The organism is Spirillospora sp. NPDC047418 (genome assembly GCF_040643275.1).
Taxonomy (GTDB): Bacteria; Actinomycetota; Actinomycetes; order Streptosporangiales; family Streptosporangiaceae; genus Spirillospora.
Window position 1 is genome coordinate 15,496 of sequence record NZ_JBEYTW010000063.1, and the last position, 15,424, is coordinate 30,919.

Genomic DNA, 15,424 nt, shown 5'->3' on the forward strand with positions numbered 1-15,424 from the left:
CGGCGAGCGGCCCCCGGTCCCCGTGCCGGGGGCGAGGACCGCCGGAGTGACGCGTGCGCGGCGGCCGGGGCCGCTCGCCGGGGGCGGGGACGTCTGCCGGAGTGACGCGTGCGCGGCGGGGGACCGGTAGCCTTGTACGTCGGGGCTTGTCCGGGGGGATCCCGTGCCGGGGCGGCGATGGGCCGCCGCCCGCTCCGCCCGCCGATCCGTGGTCGGCGGGTGCTCCGACGAAGAAGAGAGGGAGCGATCGTGTCGCTCGTCATCGCCATGGACGGACCCTCCGGTTCGGGCAAGTCCAGCGCGTCCAAGGGGGTCGCCCGCGCGCTCGGGCTGCGCTACCTGGACACCGGTGCGATGTACCGCGCCATGACGTGGTGGATGCTGGAGAACGGCGTCCCGGTCGAGGACGGCGCCGCCGTCGCGGCCCGCGCGCTCGACCCGGAGATCGCCTGCGGCACCAACCCGGACGCACCCGCGATCATGGTGGACGGCACGGACGTGTCCGGCCCGATCCGCACCCGCGAGGTGACGAACGCGGTCAGCGCGGTCAGCGCCGTCCCGGCGGTCCGCGCCCGGCTCGTGGAGCTGCAGCGGGAGGTCATCGGTGCCGGCGGCATCGTGGTAGAGGGCCGCGACATCGGCACGGTCGTCGCGCCGGACGCGCCCGTGAAGGTGTACCTGACGGCCAGCGAGGAGGCGCGCGCCGCGCGCCGCGCGAAGGACCTGGCCGCCGACCCGGGCGCGTCGGTGACGGTGACCCGGGCCGAGCAGGCGCGGCGGGACCGGCTCGACTCCACCCGGAAGGCGTCGCCGCTGACGAAGGCGGCCGGCGCGCACGAGATCGACTCGACGGGGCTGAGCCTCGCCGAGGTCATCGAGGCGGTCGTCCGCCTCGCCAAAGAGCATGAGTGAGCGTGTGAGCGATTACGAGATCGAGACGGTCGAGGCCGTCGAGGACGTCGCCGCGGATGCGGGCCCGGCGCCGGTCGTGGCGGTGGTGGGGCGGCCGAACGTCGGCAAGTCCACCCTGGTCAACCGGATCCTCGGCCGCCGCGAGGCCGTCGTGGAGGACGTCCCCGGCGTGACCCGCGACCGGGTCGCCTACGACGCGGCGTGGAGCGGGCGGCGGTTCACCGTCGTCGACACCGGCGGCTGGCTGCCCGACTCGTCCGGCCTGGCCGCGGCGATCGCCGAGCAGGCCCGGCTGGCGGTCGACCTGGCGGACGTGGTGATGTTCGTGGTCGACGCGACCGTGGGCGCCACCGACGTCGACGAGGCGGTGGTGGAGATCCTGCGCCGGTCCGGCAAGCCGGTGGTGCTGGTCGCCAACAAGGTCGACAACATGGGCACCGAGGCGGACGCGGCGGCGCTGTGGTCGCTCGGCATCGGCGAGCCGCACCCGGTCAGCGCGCTGCACGGGCGCGGCAGCGGCGACCTGCTCGACGCGGTGCTGGAGGCGCTGCCCGAGGAGCCGCCGGCGGAGTCGTTCGTGCCGGAGGGCGGGCCGCGCCGGGTGGCGCTGCTCGGCCGTCCGAACGTCGGCAAGTCGAGCCTGCTGAACAAGCTGGCGGGGGAGGAGCGCGCCGTCGTCGACTCGGTGGCGGGCACGACCCGCGACCCGGTCGACGAGCTGATCGAGCTCGGCGGCCGGACGTGGCGGTTCATCGACACGGCGGGGATCCGGCGGCGGCACCGGGAGAACCAGGGCGCCGACTTCTACGCGACCCTGCGCACCCAGTCGGCGCTGGAGCGCGCCGAGGTCGCGGTGGTGCTGGTGGACGCCGACCAGCCGCTGGCCGAACAGGACCTGCGGATCATCTCGATGGTGGTCGAGTCGGGCCGCTCGCTGGTGATCGCCTACAACAAGTGGGACCTGCTGGACGAGGAGCGCCGCCACTACCTGGACCGCGAGATCGACCGGCAGCTGCACAACGCGCGCTGGGCGCCGCGGGTGAACATCTCCGCGAAGACCGGCCGGCACGTGGAGAAGCTGGTGCCCGGCATCGAGACCGCGCTGGAGGGCTGGGGCACCCGCGTTCCGACGTCCAAGCTGAACCAGTTCTTCGCCGACCTGGTGAACTCCCACCCGCACCCGGTGCGGGGCGGCAAGCAGCCGCGCGTGCTGTTCGCCACGCAGGCGGGGGTGCGGCCGCCGCGGTTCGTGCTGTTCACGTCCGGGTTCCTGGAGGAGGGCTACCGGCGGTTCATCGAACGGCGGCTGCGCGAGGAGTTCGGCTTCGACGGGACCCCGCTGGACATCGCGATGAAGATCCGCGAGAAGCGCGGCAAGGGCCGCAAGTAGCGGAATCGGGCCGCGGCATGTCAGGATGCCCTCTACGGGACGCGGGTAAGTCTTCCATTACTCGCTGATCCCGGATGGACACCGGTTTCGTCCGGAGGGCCTGCCCTCCGGGCATCAGGGCGCGGGTCGAGGGGTGCGACGTGAAGCTCTTGCTACTGCTCTCCGTGGCCGCCGTATGCGTGGCGCTCAGCTTCGCCTGGCGGGAGCCGTGGATCGGCGGAGTGGGCCTGCTGATCGCCTTCGTGGCCATGTTCACCGACCGCGACGACGTCCGGACGGACGACGAGCGCGGCAGTTACGAGACCACCAAGGCCGTCCGCAACATGCGGTCCCGCGACCGCAAGTGACGCCGGCGGACGGCCCCGGCGGCCGTCAGCGGTCGTAGCGCGGTTCGCCCGCGACGTGCTGGTCGCCGGGCCGCGGCGGCGGCGGCCCCTGCCGGCCCTCCCGCGCGTAGCGTCCGTGCACGATCGGCTGGGTGGTGCCGGCCGGTGCGGGTTCGGCCGGCGGCGCCGGTTCCCGCGCGCCGACGACGGCGAACCTGCCGAGCGCGAACGCGGCGAGGAACACGATCACAATGCCGAGCCCGGTGGACCCGGAGAGCCGCTCGGCCAGGATCTGGCCCTCGGTGGTGCCGAGCGGCGCGCCGATGCCGGGCACGTCCCACAGCGTGGCGAGGGGCGGGCCGACGGCGAACCAGGCGCCGCCGAGGGCGGCCAGCCAGCCGCCGAACATCGCGAGGGCGCGGTTGGCGCTGGAGAGCAGGATCAGCCCGCCGAGCACGGCCGCGGCGGCGGGCGCGACGCTCAGTTCGAGCCGGTCGGTGGTGTACACCCAGGTGTCGTCGGGCGCGAAGCCGAAGCCGAAGTAGGGGCCGGCGAAGGGCAGCAGGCCGCCCCACAGCCCCAGCAGGATCAGCAGGACTCCACTGAGGACGCCGCGGGTGCGCGGTGCTCGCATGGTCCCAGTCATGATCATTCCTCCTGACCGGGCGTCCGAATTCTGTTTTGAGACTCCGTTTACCCGGAGCCGCGCGATCCACACGGTCAGCAGACCCGCCCGTGGCCAAAAAGGGGAGCATTTTCATGAAAAGCGACAGGGAGCTCGGCGTCGCTGAATGAGGTGCCGACTCGCAGCTGCGAGCCCGAAGAAGCGTTGATGCTTGCAGGTTCTCGGATCAATGCCTTCTTCTGCTCGCATCTGCGGTCGGCTACGCTGGGCCGGTGACCACGTTCAGGATCAGTGAGGCGGCCGCGCTGCTCGGGGTCAGCGCGGACACCGTCCGCCGCTGGGTGGACGGCGGGCGGCTCCCGGCGTCCCGCGACGAGCACGGGCACCGGCTCGTCCCCGGCGCCGAACTCGCCGCCTTCGTGCGCGACCAGGCGCGCGGGGCCGCGCCGCCCGACCAGCCCGAGCGGTTCTCCTCGGCGCGCAACCGGCTGCGGGGCATCGTCACCGACGTGGTCAGGGACGGGGTGATGGCGCAGGTGGAGATCCAGGCGGGGCCGTTCCGGGTCGTGTCGCTGATGAGCCGGGAGGCCGCCGACGACCTCGGCCTCCAGGTGGGCGTGGTCGCCGAGGCGGTCGTGAAGTCGACGAACGTCGTGGTCGAGGTCGCGGAACCGGGAGCGTCATGATCAGGCGCGCGGCGGTGGCGGCGGCCCTCCTGCTCGCGGCGGCGGGCTGCGGCGATGTCGGGAACGGCCCGTCCGGGGCGGGCGGCGGCCGGGACGGCGGCGGCGCGACGCTGACGGTGTTCGCGGCGGCGTCGCTGACCGAGACGTTCACCGCGCTCGGGAAGGCGTTCGAGGGCTCGCACCCCGGCGTGGCGGTCCGGTTCAACTTCGGCGGCAGTTCGACGCTCGCGCAGCAGATCACGCAGGGCGCGCCGGCGGACGTGTTCGCGTCCGCGAACCCGGCCACGATGAAGACCGTGACCGACGCGGGCGACGCGTCCGGGCGGCCGCGCGTGTTCACTAGGAACCGCCTGGTCATCGCCGTCCCCAAGGACAATCCCGGCAAGGTGGCCACGGTCGGGGACCTGGCGCGGCCCGGCCTGAAGGTGGTCCTGTGCGCCGTGCAGGTGCCGTGCGGGTCCGCCGCGAAGGCCGCGCTCGACGCGGCCGGGGTCGAGGTCGAGCCCGCGTCCAGGGAGAGGGACGTCAAGGCCGTCCTGACCAAGGTCGGGCTCGGCGAGGCCGACGCCGGACTCGTCTACCGCACCGACGTGAAGGCCGCGGACGGGAGGGTCCGGGGGATCGAGTTCCCCGAGGCGGCGAAGGCCGTCAACGACTACCCGATCGTGCGGGTCGCCAAGGCCCCGAACGCCGCCCTCGCCGCGGACTTCATCGAGCTGGTGCTCGGCGGGCAGGGCGAGGCGGCGCTGACCCGGGCGGGCTTCGAAGCGCCATGAGACCGGACGCGGTGCCGGGCGGGCGGCCGCCGTGGGTCCTGCTGCTGCCCGCGCTGATCGGGCTGGCGTTCCTGGTGCTGCCCCTGTTCGGGCTGCTCGTCCGGGCGCCCTGGTCGACGCTCGGCACCCGGCTCGCCGAGCCGCAGGTGCTGGACGCGCTGCGCCTGTCGCTGCTCACCGCCACCCTCGCCACCTGCCTGTGCGTGCTGTTCGGCGTTCCGCTGGCCTGGACGCTGGCGCGCGTCCCGTTCCCCGGCGTCCGGCTGGTCCGCGCGCTGGTGACGGTGCCGCTGGTGCTGCCGCCGGTCGTCGGCGGCGTCGCGCTGCTGCTCGTGCTCGGCCGCCGCGGCCTCGTCGGCGGCTGGCTGGACTCCGCGTTCGGGATCACGTTCCCGTTCACCACCGCCGGCGTCGTGCTGGCCGAGACGTTCGTGGCGATGCCGTTCCTGGTGATCAGCGTGGAGGGCGCGCTGCGCGCCGCCGACCTGCGCTACGAGGAGGCCGCCGCCACCCTCGGCGCCGGCCGCTGGACGGTCTTCCGCCGCGTCACGCTGCCGCTCGTCGCGCCCGGCGTCGCGGCCGGCGCCGTGCTGTGCTGGGCGCGGGCGCTCGGCGAGTTCGGCGCGACGATCACTTTCGCGGGCAACTTCCCGGGCCGCACGCAGACGATGCCGCTCGCCGTCTACCTGGCGCTGGAGACCGATCCGGAGGCCGCGATCGTGCTCAGCCTCGTCCTGCTCGCCGTCTCGGTCGTCGTCCTGGCGGCCCTCCGCGACCGGTGGGTGGGCGGCACGTGAGCGCGGGGCTGGAGGCCCATCTCGTCGTGCGGCGGGCGGGGTTCGACCTCGATCTGGCGCTCACCGCCGCGCCGGGCGAGGTCGTGGCGCTGCTCGGCCCGAACGGCGCCGGGAAGAGCACCGCGCTGCGGGCGCTGGCCGGGCTCGTCCCGATGGCGGGCGGGCACGTCCGGGTGGAGGGCGAGGACCTGCGCCCGCTGCCGCCCGACCGCCGCCGCATCGGCATGGTCTTCCAGGACTACCTGCTGTTCCCGCACCTCAGCGCGCTGGAGAACGTCGCGTTCGGGCCGCGCTGCCGGGGCGCCGGACGCCGCGCCGCCCGCCGCGTGGCCGCCGGATGGCTGGACCGCGTCGGGCTCGGGGAGTACGCGTCGGCCCGGCCGCGCGCGCTGTCGGGCGGGCAGGCGCAGCGGGTGGCGCTCGCCCGCGCGCTGGCCGTCGATCCGGGCCTGCTCCTGCTCGACGAGCCGCTCGCCGCCCTCGACGCCCACACGAGGCTGGAGATCCGGGCCGCGCTGCGCCGCCACCTCGCCGGGTTCGCGGGAGCGGCCGTGCTCGTCACCCACGATCCGCTGGACGCCATGGTGCTGGCCGACCGCATCGTGGTGGTCGAGGGCGGCCGGCTCGTCCAGGAGGGGACGCCGGCGGACGTCGCCCGCCGGCCCCGCACCGACTACGTGGCGCGGCTCGTCGGGCTGAACCTGTACCGGGGCAGGGCCGAGGGCGGGACCGTGGTGATCGCCGACGGCGCCGGGACCCTGGACACGGTGGACTCACCCGAGGGTGAGGTGTTCATAGCCTTCGCGCCATCGTCGGTGGCGCTGTACCGGACGCGTCCCGACGGCAGCCCGCGCAACCTCTGGCGCGCCCGCGTGGCGGCGGTGGAACGGCAGGGCGACCGTGTCCGGATCCGGCTGTCCGGGCCGCCTTTCGACGCCGTCGCGGACGTGACTCCGGCCGCCGTCGCGGAACTCCAATTGTCGGAGGGCAGCGCGATCTGGGCGGCCGTGAAGGCCACCGAGACCCACGTTTATCCAGCTTGAGGTGCCCGTACCGAACCACGCCGGGGTGGCGGGCGTCACGTCCGTCGCCGCGTGAGAACAATCACAAATCGGGCAAGAAGCCTCAAATGCGGACGGGATTGGTCCAGACCAAATGGCAAAAACGACGGGTCTTGTTCATCATGCAAACATCCTGCGAACAGCTGAAGGAGTAGCCCGTGTCCATCCAGGTCCCCGGCCTCGACCAGGCCCCAACCGGCCACACCGAACTGATTGAGTGGGTACGCGGGATCGCCGAGCTGACCAAGCCGGACCGCGTCGAGTGGTGCGACGGCTCGGACGAGGAGTGGGAGCGGCTCACCGGCCTCCTCGTCGAGCAGGGCACGCTCACGCGGCTCGACCCGGCCAAACGGCCGAACAGCTTCCACGCCGCGTCCGACCCCACCGACGTCGCCCGCGTCGAGGACCGCACGTTCATCTGCTCCGAGCAGGAGCAGGACGCCGGTCCCACCAACAACTGGGTCGCCCCCGCCGAGATGAAGGAGACCCTGGCCGGCCTCTTCGACGGCTGCATGAAGGGCCGCACCATGTACGTGGTGCCGTTCTGCATGGGCCCGCTCGGCGGCACCATCTCCCAGCTCGGGGTCGAGATCACCGACTCCGCCTACGTGGCGGTGTCCATGAAGATCATGACGCGGATGGGCGCGGGCGCGCTGCGGCTGATCGAGGAGCGCGGCTCGTTCGTCAGGGCCGTCCACTCCGTCGGCGCGCCGCTGGAGCCCGGCCGGGCGGACGTCAAGTGGCCCTGCAACTCCACCAAGTACATCACCCACTTCCCCGAGACCCGGGAGATCTGGTCGTACGGCTCCGGCTACGGCGGCAACGCCCTGCTGGGCAAGAAGTGCTACGCGCTGCGCATCGCCTCGACGATGGCGCGCGACGAGGGCTGGATGGCCGAGCACATGCTCGTCCTCAAGCTCACCCCGCCGGAGGGCGAGACCCGCTACGTCGCCGCCGCCTTCCCGTCGGCGTGCGGCAAGACCAACCTCGCGATGCTGGAGCCGACCATCCCCGGCTGGAAGGTCGAGACCATCGGCGACGACATCGCCTGGATGCGGTTCGGCGACGACGGCCGCCTCTACGCGATCAACCCGGAGGCCGGCTTCTTCGGCGTCGCCCCCGGCACCGGCGAGAGCACCAACGCCAACGCCGTGAAGACGCTGTGGGGCAACAGCATCTTCACCAACGTCGCGCTCACCGACGACGGCGACGTGTGGTGGGAGGGCCTCACCGACGAGCCGCCCGCGCACCTCACCGACTGGAAGGGCAACGACTGGACGCCGGAGTCGCCGGCCCCGGCCGCCCACCCGAACGCCCGCTTCACCACCCCGGCCGGGCAGTGCCCGATCATCGCCGACGAGTGGGAGGACCCGAAGGGCGTCCCGATCTCGGCGATCCTGTTCGGCGGCCGGCGCGCCTCCGCGGTCCCGCTCGTCACCGAGTCGTTCGACTGGCAGCAGGGCGTGTTCCTCGGCGCCAACATCGCGTCCGAGAAGACCGCCGCCGCCGAGGGCGCCGTCGGCGAGCTGCGCCGCGACCCGTTCGCCATGCTGCCGTTCTGCGGCTACAACATGGGCGACTACTTCGGCCACTGGCTCGACATCGGCAAGGCCACCGACGCCGAGAAGCTGCCGCGGATCTACTACGTCAACTGGTTCCGCAAGAACGCCGACGGCACGTTCATCTGGCCCGGCTTCGGCGAGAACAGCCGCGTCCTGAAGTGGATCGTCGAGCGGTTGAACGGCAAGGCCGACGCCGCCAAGTCCCCGATCGGGCACCTGCCGACGCGGGACGCGCTCGACACCGACGGCCTCACCATCGACGACGCCGACCTGGAGACGCTCCTGTCGGTCGACACCGAGGTGTGGAAGCAGGAGGCCGCGCTCGTGCCGGAGTTCTTCGAGAAGTTCGGCGACCACCTGCCGAAGCCGCTGTGGGACGAGTACCACGACCTGGTGCGCCGCCTGGAGCACTGAGCCGGAGCGCCGGCCCGCCGCACGGCGTGAGCCCGCAGGCCGGTCGCGGACTTTGCGGAGTCCGCGACCGGCCTTGGCGTTGCCGGGACCGAACACGGGCCATCACTTGGGGAAGTTCCCGACCCAGGAGGCCCGGCATGCTCGATCTGATGACGCGGCACTGGTGGGTGCTGGCGCTGCGCGGCGCGTTCGCGATCCTGTTCGGGATCGTCGCGCTGGTGTGGCCCGGCATCACCGTCTTCGCGCTGGTGCTGCTGTTCGGCGCGTACGCGCTCGCGGACGGGGTCGTCGCGGTGACGCAGGCGGTCCGCGGCACGACCGGCGGCCCGCGCGGCCTGCTCGCGCTGTCCGGGATCGCCGGGATCGCGCTCGGCATCGCCGCGCTGGTGTGGCCGGGCATCACCGCGTTCATCCTGCTGATGCTGATCGCCGCGTGGGCGGTCGCGACCGGCCTGCTGGAGATCATCGTCGCGGTCGCGCTGCGCCGCGAGCTGCGCGGCGAATGGGTCTACGTGCTGACCGGGGCGATCTCGCTGATCTTCGGGATCCTGCTGTTCGCCTGGCCGGTCTCGGGGGCGATCGCGGTGGTCTGGCTGATCGGCCTGCTCGCGCTGCTGTTCGGCGCCGCGATGCTCGGCGTCGCGTTCCGGCTGCGCCGGCTCGGCCGGACCGCCGAGCGGCGGCACGGGGTGCGCGCCGCCCCCGGCCCGTGAGGGCGGCAGACCTCAACCGGAGTTGAGGTCGCGTAGGATGCGGGCCATGACGCGGCTGGAGCACCGGGTGCACGAACTGACCGTCGGGCAGCTCGCCGAGCGGAGCGGCGTGGCCGTCTCGGCGCTGCACTTCTACGAGGCCAAGGGGCTGATCGGCAGCCGCCGGACCGCCGGGAACCAGCGCCGGTTCACCCGCGACACGCTCCGCCGGGTCGCCTTCATCAAGGTGTCGCAGCGCGTCGGGATCCCGCTCGGCGCCATCCGCGACGCGCTCGCCACCCTGCCCGAGGAGCGCACCCCCACGGTCGCGGACTGGGCCCGGCTGTCGGAGACGTGGCGCGGCGAGCTCGACGACCGCATCCGCCAGCTGGAGAGGCTCCGCGACGACCTCACCGACTGCATCGGCTGCGGCTGCCTGTCGATCAGCAGGTGCGCGCTGGCCAACCCCTACGACCGGCTCGGCGACGAGGGCCCCGGCCCGCGCAGGCTCCTCGCCGACCGGACCCGCCGGACCGGCGGGTCTGGGGCGGCCGGCGGGACCGGGGCGACCGCGTTGACCGGCGGGACCGGGGTGACCGGGGCGGCCGGCGGGTCTGGGGCGGCCGGGGTTCCCGCGGAATGCGCGGCTCCCTGCGCGCCGGGCGACTGAGCGCCCGCTAGCGGCGGAGCGGGCCGCGGATGTGCGGTTCGAAGCGGCGCGGCGCCGGTTCGCGGCCCGGCGGCTGCGTCGGCGCCGGACGCGCCTGGATCGGCTCGATCGGCAGCTCCACCGGCGCGTCGTCGCCGAGCGTGAACTTCTCGCCGTGGTGCCACAGCGCGAGGCCCGGCCCGTCCAGCAGCTCGTAGCGGGCCTCCTCCGCGGCCACCCCGACCTTGATCAGGCTGCCCCGGTAGCGCATCCGGAACGCCAGCCGGCTGATCCCGCCCGGCAGCCGCGGCGCGAACCGCAGCTCGCCCCGGCGGGCCCGCATCCCGCCGAACCCGGCGACCAGGCCGCTCCACGCCCCCGCCATCGAGGCGATGTGCAGCCCGTCGCGGGTGTTGTGGTTGAGGTCGTGCAGGTCCATCAGCGCGGTCTCGCCGAGGTAGTCGTGCGCGAGGTCGAGCTGGCCGACCTCGGCCGCGACGACCGCCTGCGTCTGCGCCGACAGCGAGGAGTCCCGGACGGTCAGCCCCTCGTAGTAGGCGAAGTTGCGCTCCTTCTGCTCCTCGGTGAACGCCTCCCCGCACAGGTGCAGGGCGAGGACGAGGTCGGCCTGCTTCACGACCTGCTTGCGGTAGAGGTCGAAGTAGGGGAAGTTCAGCAGCAGCGGGTAGTGGTCCGGCTTGGTGGCCGCGAAGTCCCAGCGGGCGTGGTTGGTGAAGCTCTCGCTCTGCGGGTGCACGCCGAGCCGGTCGTCGTAGGGGATCAGCATGGCGGCCGCCGCGTCCCGCCACGACGCCGCCTCCTCGGCGTTCACCCCGAGCCGGTCGGCGACGTCCGGATGGCGCATCGCCATCTCGGCGGCCTCCTGCAGGTTCCGGCGCGCCATCAGGTTGGTGTAGACGTTGTTGTCGACGATCGCGCTGTACTCGTCCGGGCCGGTGACGCCGTCGATGCGGAACACGCCGCCGACGTCGTGGTGGCCGAGGCTGCGCCACAGCCGCGCCGTCTGCACCAGGATCTCCAGGCCGATCTCCCGCTCGAACTGCTCGTCCCGCGTCGCGTCCAGGTAGCGGAGGATGGCGTCTGAGATGTCGGCGTTGATGTGGAATGCCGCGGTTCCGGCGGGCCAGTACCCCGAGGCCTCCTGGCCGCGGATCGTCCGCCACGGGAACGTGGCGCCGTTCAGGCCGAGCTGCCGGGCGCGCTCGCAGGCCAGCGGCAGCGTCATGTGCCGCCAGGCGAGCGCGTCCGCCGCCGCGCCGGGGGACGTGTAGGTCAGCACGGGCAGCACGAACGTCTCGGTGTCCCAGAAGGTGTGCCCGTCGTAGCCGGGACCCGTCAGCCCCTTGGCGGGGATCATGCGGCGCTCCGCGCGCGCGCCCGCCTGCAGGACGTGGAAGAGCCCGAACCGGACGGCCTGCTGGATCTCCGCGTCGCCCTCGACCTCGACGTCCGCGCCCTCCCAGAACTCGTCGAGGTAGGCGCGCTGCTCGGCCAGCAGGCCGTCCCAGCCGGTCTGCCGCGCGCCCGCCAGCGCCCCGACCACCTGGTCGTGCAGCGCGGGCCGCGACCGCCGGCTCGACCACCCGTAGGCGATGTACTTGACGAGCCGCAGCTTCTGCCCCGGCTCCAGCCGGGTCGCGACCGTCAGCCGCCCGACGTCCGGGGCGCTCTCGGTCTCCACCCGCATCGACTCGGGGCCCTCGATGTCGTGCGACATGCCGGCGCCCATCCGCAGCCCGCTGCGCCGCGTCCGGTGCAGCAGCAGCACCTTGGTGCCGTTGGCGAAGTGCTCCTCGCTGACCAGGGGGCAGTCCAGGATCGCCGACGCGCGCGGGTCCTTGCCGCCGCCGGGCAGCGCCTCGTTGGCCACCAGCTCCGACTGGGCGACCACCCGGACCGCCTCGTCCACCGGCTCGACCTCGTAGCAGACGGCCGCGATGGCCCGCTGGGTCAGCGACACCAGCCGCACCGACGTCACCTTGATCGTCTTGTCGGCGGGGGAGGTCCACTCCACGTGCCGGGTCAGCGTGCCCGCCCGCATGTCCAGCACGCGCTCGTGGTGGTGGACGCGCCCGTAGCGCACGTCGAGCGGCTCGTCGTCCACCAGCAGCCGGATCACCTTGCCGTTGGTGACGTTGATGACCGTCTGCCCCGACTCGGGATACCCGTAGGCGGTCTCGGCGTGCGGCAGCGGACGCTGCTCGTAGAACGAGTTCAGATACGTGCCCGGCAGGCCGTGCGGCTCCCCCTCGTCGAGGTTGGCGCGCATGCCGAGATGCCCGTTGGACAGCGCGAACACCGATTCGCTCTGCGCCAGCCGGTCCAGCCGCAGCTCCGGCTCCCGGACGCACCAGGGCTCCACCAGGAACACCGGCCGGTCGACGGCGCTCTCCCGCTCCTTCACGCACCCTCCAGCAGTTCGGACAGGTCGTCGACCACCACGTCCGCGCCGTGCTCGGCGAGCGCCTTGGCGTGCGCCTCGCCCACCCGGTTCACGCCCACCACGTAGGCGAACCCGCCGGCGCGGCCGGCCTGGACGCCGGCGAGCGCGTCCTCGAACACCACGGCCCTCGCCGGCGGGACGTCCAGTTCCTGCGCGCCCGCGAGGAACATGTCCGGGGCCGGCTTGCCCGGCAGGTGCCGGTCGGCCGCGACGACGCCGTCCACCCGCGCGTCGAACAGGCCGGTGATGCCGACCGTGCGCAGCACCTGGACGGTGTTCGCGCTCGACGACACCACCGCCGTCTTCAGGCCCGCCTTCCGCGCCGCGCGGACGTAGTCGATCGAGTCGTCGAACGTCTCGACGCCCTTCTCCTCGATGAGCTTCAGCACCAGCGCGTTCTTGCGGTTGCCGAGGCCGCGGACCGTCTCGGCCTCCGGCGGGTCGTCCGGGTCGCCCTCGGGCAGCGTGATGCCGCGCGACCGCAGGAACGAGCGCGTCCCGTCCTCGCGCTTCTTGCCGTCCACGTAGCGGCCGTAGTCGCCGACGGGATCGAACTCGGTGAACGTGCCGCCCGTCCGTTCGGAACGTTCCCTCAGGTAGCCGTCGAACATCTCCTTCCACGCCGCCGCGTGGACGGACGCCGTCCGGGTCAGCACCCCGTCGAGATCGAAGAGACACGCCGCCGCCTCGTCCGGCAGTCCCAGCATCCGCACCCCCTGGAATGTCACCATCGAAGTGAAGGTTGTCGATGATCTATACCCGCGCGACCCGTTCCCCGCGCCGGGCACGGCCAACCGCCCCCGGCGCTCGAACAAGGGGATCATGGCCCGCGTACAACCCCTTGGTCAGGGTCGCACACGAGGAGGAGTGAGCCAATGGACAAGGCGCGAATCGGTGTCACCGGGCTGGCGGTGATGGGCCGGAACCTGGCCCGCAACCTCGCCCGGCACGGGCATCCCGTCGCCGTGCACAACCGCACGTCCAGCCGGACCAAGGCGCTGGTGGAGGAGTTCGGCGACGAGGGGACGTTCCTGCCCGCCGAGACGCCGGAGCAGTTCGTGGCGTCGCTGGAGCGGCCCCGGCGCCTGGTCGTCATGGTGAAGGCGGGCGGCCCGACCGACGCCGTCATCGACGAGTTCGCCCCGCTGCTGGAGCCCGGCGACATGATCGTGGACGGCGGCAACGCCAACTTCGCCGACACCCGGCGCCGCGAGGCCGCGCTCCGCGAACGCGGCCTGCACTTCGTCGGCGCCGGCATCTCCGGCGGCGAGGAGGGCGCGCTGCACGGCCCGAGCATCATGCCGGGCGGGTCCGCCGAGTCCTACGCGGCGCTCGGGCCGCTGCTGGAGGACATCTCCGCCAAGGTGGACGGGACGCCCTGCTGCGTCCACGTCGGCCCCGACGGCGCCGGGCACTTCGTGAAGATGGTGCACAACGGCATCGAGTACGCCGACATGCAGCTGATCGCCGAGGCCTACGACCTGCTCCGGCACGCCGCCGGCCTCGCGCCCGCCGAGATCGCCGAGGTGTTCCGCACCTGGAACACCGGTCGGCTGGAGTCCTACCTCATCGAGATCACCGCCGAGGTCCTCGCGCACACCGACGCGTCCACCGGCACGCCGTTCGTGGACGTCGTCCTCGACCAGGCCGAGCAGAAGGGCACCGGCCGCTGGACCGTGCAGACCGCGCTCGACCTGGGGGTTCCCGTCGGCGGCATCGCCGAGGCGGTCTTCGCCCGCTCGGTCTCCGGCCACGCCGCGCTCCGCGAGGCCGCGCGGAACCTGCCGGGCCCGTCCCGCGCCGCCACCGCCGGCCCGGGCTTCGCCGACGCGGTCGAGAAGGCCCTCTACGCGTCCAAGATCGTCGCCTACGCGCAGGGCTTCCACGAGATCCAGGCGGGCAGCGCCGAGTACGGCTGGGACATCGACCTCGGCGCGATGGCCACCATCTGGCGCGGCGGCTGCATCATCCGCGCCCAGTTCCTGGACCGCATCCGCGCCGCCTACGAGGCCGACCCGCACACGCCCACCCTGCTGACCGACGACCACTTCGCCGAAGCCGTCGGCGACGCCCAGGACGCCTGGCGCGACGTCGTCGCCACCGCCGCCCGCCTCGGCATCCCCGCGCCCGGCTTCTCCACGGCCCTGGCCTACTACGACTCGCTGCGCGCCGACCGCCTGCCGGCCGCGCTCACCCAGGGGCAGCGCGACTTCTTCGGCGCGCACACCTACCGCCGCGTCGACCGCGAAGGCTCCTTCCACACCCTCTGGGGCGCCGACCGGACCGAAGTGACCGCCTGAGGCCCATCCCTCCCGGGATCCGTACGGGAGCCGCGCGTTCATCTTCCCCGGGGCCGCCCAAGGGAACGTGAACCGGCGGGTGCGTACCCCGGGAGGGTGAGTGCTCCCGGGGGCACGGGCATGTCCGGGCGGCGTCAATAGACTCGCGGGATGCGGGTTCCGGGGGACGACGAGATTCGGGCCCTGCACCGGAGGCACGCGCCGGGGCGGGAGGCGTTCGACCTCGTCTGGACGCACTGCGTCATCGTGTGCGAGATCGCCGAGCAGATCATGGGACGCGGCGGGCCCGACGTCGACCGGGATCTCGTGCGGGCCGGATGCCTGCTGCACGACATCGGGGTCTACCGGCTCTACGACGCGACCGGGAGAATCGACTTCAAGCAGTACGTGCGGCACGGAGTGCTCGGACATGAACTGCTGCGCGAGGAGGGGTTCCCCGAGGAGATCTGCCGGTTCTGCTCCTGCCATACGGGAATGGGACTGACGCGGGACGACATCGAGCGGCAGGGCCTGCCCATGCCGCCGGGCGACTACGTGGCCGAGAGCGGCGAGGAGCGGCTCGTCATGTACGCCGACAAGTTCCACAGCAAGACCAATCCGCCGACGTTCGTGTCCGCGCAGACCTATGCCGTGCATGTGCGGCGGTTCGGTGACGAGAAGGCCGCGGCGTTCGCGGCGATGCGCGAGATGTTCGGGGAGCCCGATCTCGCGCCGCTCGCGGCCGGGCACGGCCACGCCCTGGTCTGACCCCGGGCGCGGCCGGGCGCGGC

14 protein-coding genes and 1 pseudogene are annotated in these 15,424 nt (G+C 73.1%); 12 read left to right on the forward strand and 3 right to left on the reverse strand.

Annotated elements, in window-relative coordinates:
* Positions 1 to 249 precede the first annotated feature (249 nt).
* From cmk to ABZ806_RS30690, 3 genes are all read left to right on the forward strand, one after another.
* A complete protein-coding gene (gene cmk / locus ABZ806_RS30680) occupies positions 250 to 912 on the forward strand; it encodes a (d)CMP kinase (protein ID WP_500220910.1) in 663 nt (220 codons plus the stop codon).
* A 4-nt stretch (positions 913 to 916) separates the two neighbouring features.
* The gene (gene der, locus ABZ806_RS30685; RefSeq protein ID WP_500220911.1) at positions 917 to 2,302 is read left to right on the forward strand and encodes a ribosome biogenesis GTPase Der; all 1,386 of its coding nucleotides are present in this window, start codon (positions 917 to 919) and stop codon (positions 2,300 to 2,302) included.
* A 140-nt stretch (positions 2,303 to 2,442) separates the two neighbouring features.
* On the forward strand, positions 2,443 to 2,649 hold the full coding sequence (locus ABZ806_RS30690) for a hypothetical protein (protein ID WP_500220912.1): 207 nt from the start codon (positions 2,443 to 2,445) through the stop codon (positions 2,647 to 2,649).
* Between the two features lie 25 nt (positions 2,650 to 2,674).
* Here the strand turns inward: ABZ806_RS30690 and ABZ806_RS30695 are convergent, their stop codons facing one another.
* A complete protein-coding gene (locus ABZ806_RS30695; RefSeq protein ID WP_500220913.1) occupies positions 2,675 to 3,274 on the reverse strand; it encodes a hypothetical protein in 600 nt (199 codons plus the stop codon).
* A 251-nt stretch (positions 3,275 to 3,525) separates the two neighbouring features.
* Between ABZ806_RS30695 and ABZ806_RS30700 the strand changes: the two genes are divergently transcribed.
* The 7 genes and pseudogenes from ABZ806_RS30700 to soxR form a co-directional block, all read left to right on the forward strand.
* Positions 3,526 to 3,939, forward strand: coding sequence for a TOBE domain-containing protein (locus ABZ806_RS30700; protein ID WP_500220914.1), 414 nt, complete (start codon positions 3,526 to 3,528; stop codon positions 3,937 to 3,939).
* Positions 3,936 to 4,715: a molybdate ABC transporter substrate-binding protein gene (gene modA / locus ABZ806_RS30705; protein WP_500220915.1), complete on the forward strand. Its 780-nt coding sequence runs from the start codon at positions 3,936 to 3,938 to the stop codon at positions 4,713 to 4,715. The genes ABZ806_RS30700 and modA overlap by 4 nt, the downstream gene beginning before the upstream one ends.
* Entirely contained in the window at positions 4,712 to 5,512 is an 801-nt protein-coding gene (locus ABZ806_RS30710; protein ID WP_500220916.1) for an ABC transporter permease, read from the forward strand. The genes modA and ABZ806_RS30710 overlap by 4 nt, the downstream gene beginning before the upstream one ends.
* Complete coding sequence (locus ABZ806_RS30715; RefSeq protein WP_500220917.1) at positions 5,509 to 6,555, forward strand: ABC transporter ATP-binding protein; 1,047 nt, start codon at positions 5,509 to 5,511, stop codon at positions 6,553 to 6,555. Before ABZ806_RS30710 ends, ABZ806_RS30715 begins: the two co-directional genes overlap by 4 nt.
* A 176-nt stretch (positions 6,556 to 6,731) precedes the next feature.
* Positions 6,732 to 8,549, forward strand: coding sequence for a phosphoenolpyruvate carboxykinase (GTP) (locus ABZ806_RS30720; protein WP_500220918.1), 1,818 nt, complete (start codon positions 6,732 to 6,734; stop codon positions 8,547 to 8,549).
* A gap of 137 nt (positions 8,550 to 8,686) precedes the next feature.
* Entirely contained in the window at positions 8,687 to 9,262 is a 576-nt protein-coding gene (locus ABZ806_RS30725; protein WP_500220919.1) for an HdeD family acid-resistance protein, read from the forward strand.
* 46 nt (positions 9,263 to 9,308) lie between these two features.
* Positions 9,309 to 9,755 (forward strand): annotated as a pseudogene (gene soxR, locus ABZ806_RS30730) (redox-sensitive transcriptional activator SoxR); the annotation flags it as partial.
* Positions 9,756 to 9,918: 163 nt separating this feature from the next.
* Here soxR and ABZ806_RS30735 read toward each other — a convergent pair.
* Positions 9,919 to 12,315, reverse strand: a complete 2,397-nt coding sequence (locus tag ABZ806_RS30735; protein ID WP_500220920.1) for a glycoside hydrolase family 65 protein — start codon at positions 12,313 to 12,315, stop codon at positions 9,919 to 9,921.
* A complete protein-coding gene (locus ABZ806_RS30740) occupies positions 12,312 to 13,085 on the reverse strand; it encodes an HAD family hydrolase (protein WP_500220921.1) in 774 nt (257 codons plus the stop codon). Before ABZ806_RS30740 ends, ABZ806_RS30735 begins: the two co-directional genes overlap by 4 nt.
* Before the next feature lie 144 nt (positions 13,086 to 13,229).
* Between ABZ806_RS30740 and gnd the strand changes: the two genes are divergently transcribed.
* Both gnd and ABZ806_RS30750 read left to right on the forward strand, forming a co-directional pair.
* Positions 13,230 to 14,654: an NADP-dependent phosphogluconate dehydrogenase gene (gnd, locus tag ABZ806_RS30745; RefSeq protein WP_500220922.1), complete on the forward strand. Its 1,425-nt coding sequence runs from the start codon at positions 13,230 to 13,232 to the stop codon at positions 14,652 to 14,654.
* Positions 14,655 to 14,804: 150 nt separating this feature from the next.
* Positions 14,805 to 15,401 carry an HD domain-containing protein gene (locus tag ABZ806_RS30750; protein WP_500220923.1) on the forward strand — a complete coding sequence of 199 codons (597 nt, stop codon included), beginning with the start codon at positions 14,805 to 14,807 and terminating at the stop codon, positions 15,399 to 15,401.
* Positions 15,402 to 15,424: the final 23 nt, after the last annotated feature.

Coding starts and splice junctions, on each gene's coding strand:
- ABZ806_RS30695 (WP_500220913.1), bottom strand. CDS start 3,274: ATGACTGGGACCATGCGAGCACCGCGCACCCGCGGCGTCCTCAGTGGA.
- modA (WP_500220915.1), top strand. CDS start 3,936: ATGATCAGGCGCGCGGCGGTGGCGGCGGCCCTCCTGCTCGCGGCGGCG.
- ABZ806_RS30710 (WP_500220916.1), top strand. CDS start 4,712: ATGAGACCGGACGCGGTGCCGGGCGGGCGGCCGCCGTGGGTCCTGCTG.
- ABZ806_RS30725 (WP_500220919.1), top strand. CDS start 8,687: ATGCTCGATCTGATGACGCGGCACTGGTGGGTGCTGGCGCTGCGCGGC.
- ABZ806_RS30740 (WP_500220921.1), bottom strand. CDS start 13,085: ATGGTGACATTCCAGGGGGTGCGGATGCTGGGACTGCCGGACGAGGCG.
- gnd (WP_500220922.1), top strand. CDS start 13,230: ATGGACAAGGCGCGAATCGGTGTCACCGGGCTGGCGGTGATGGGCCGG.
- ABZ806_RS30750 (WP_500220923.1), top strand. CDS start 14,805: ATGCGGGTTCCGGGGGACGACGAGATTCGGGCCCTGCACCGGAGGCAC.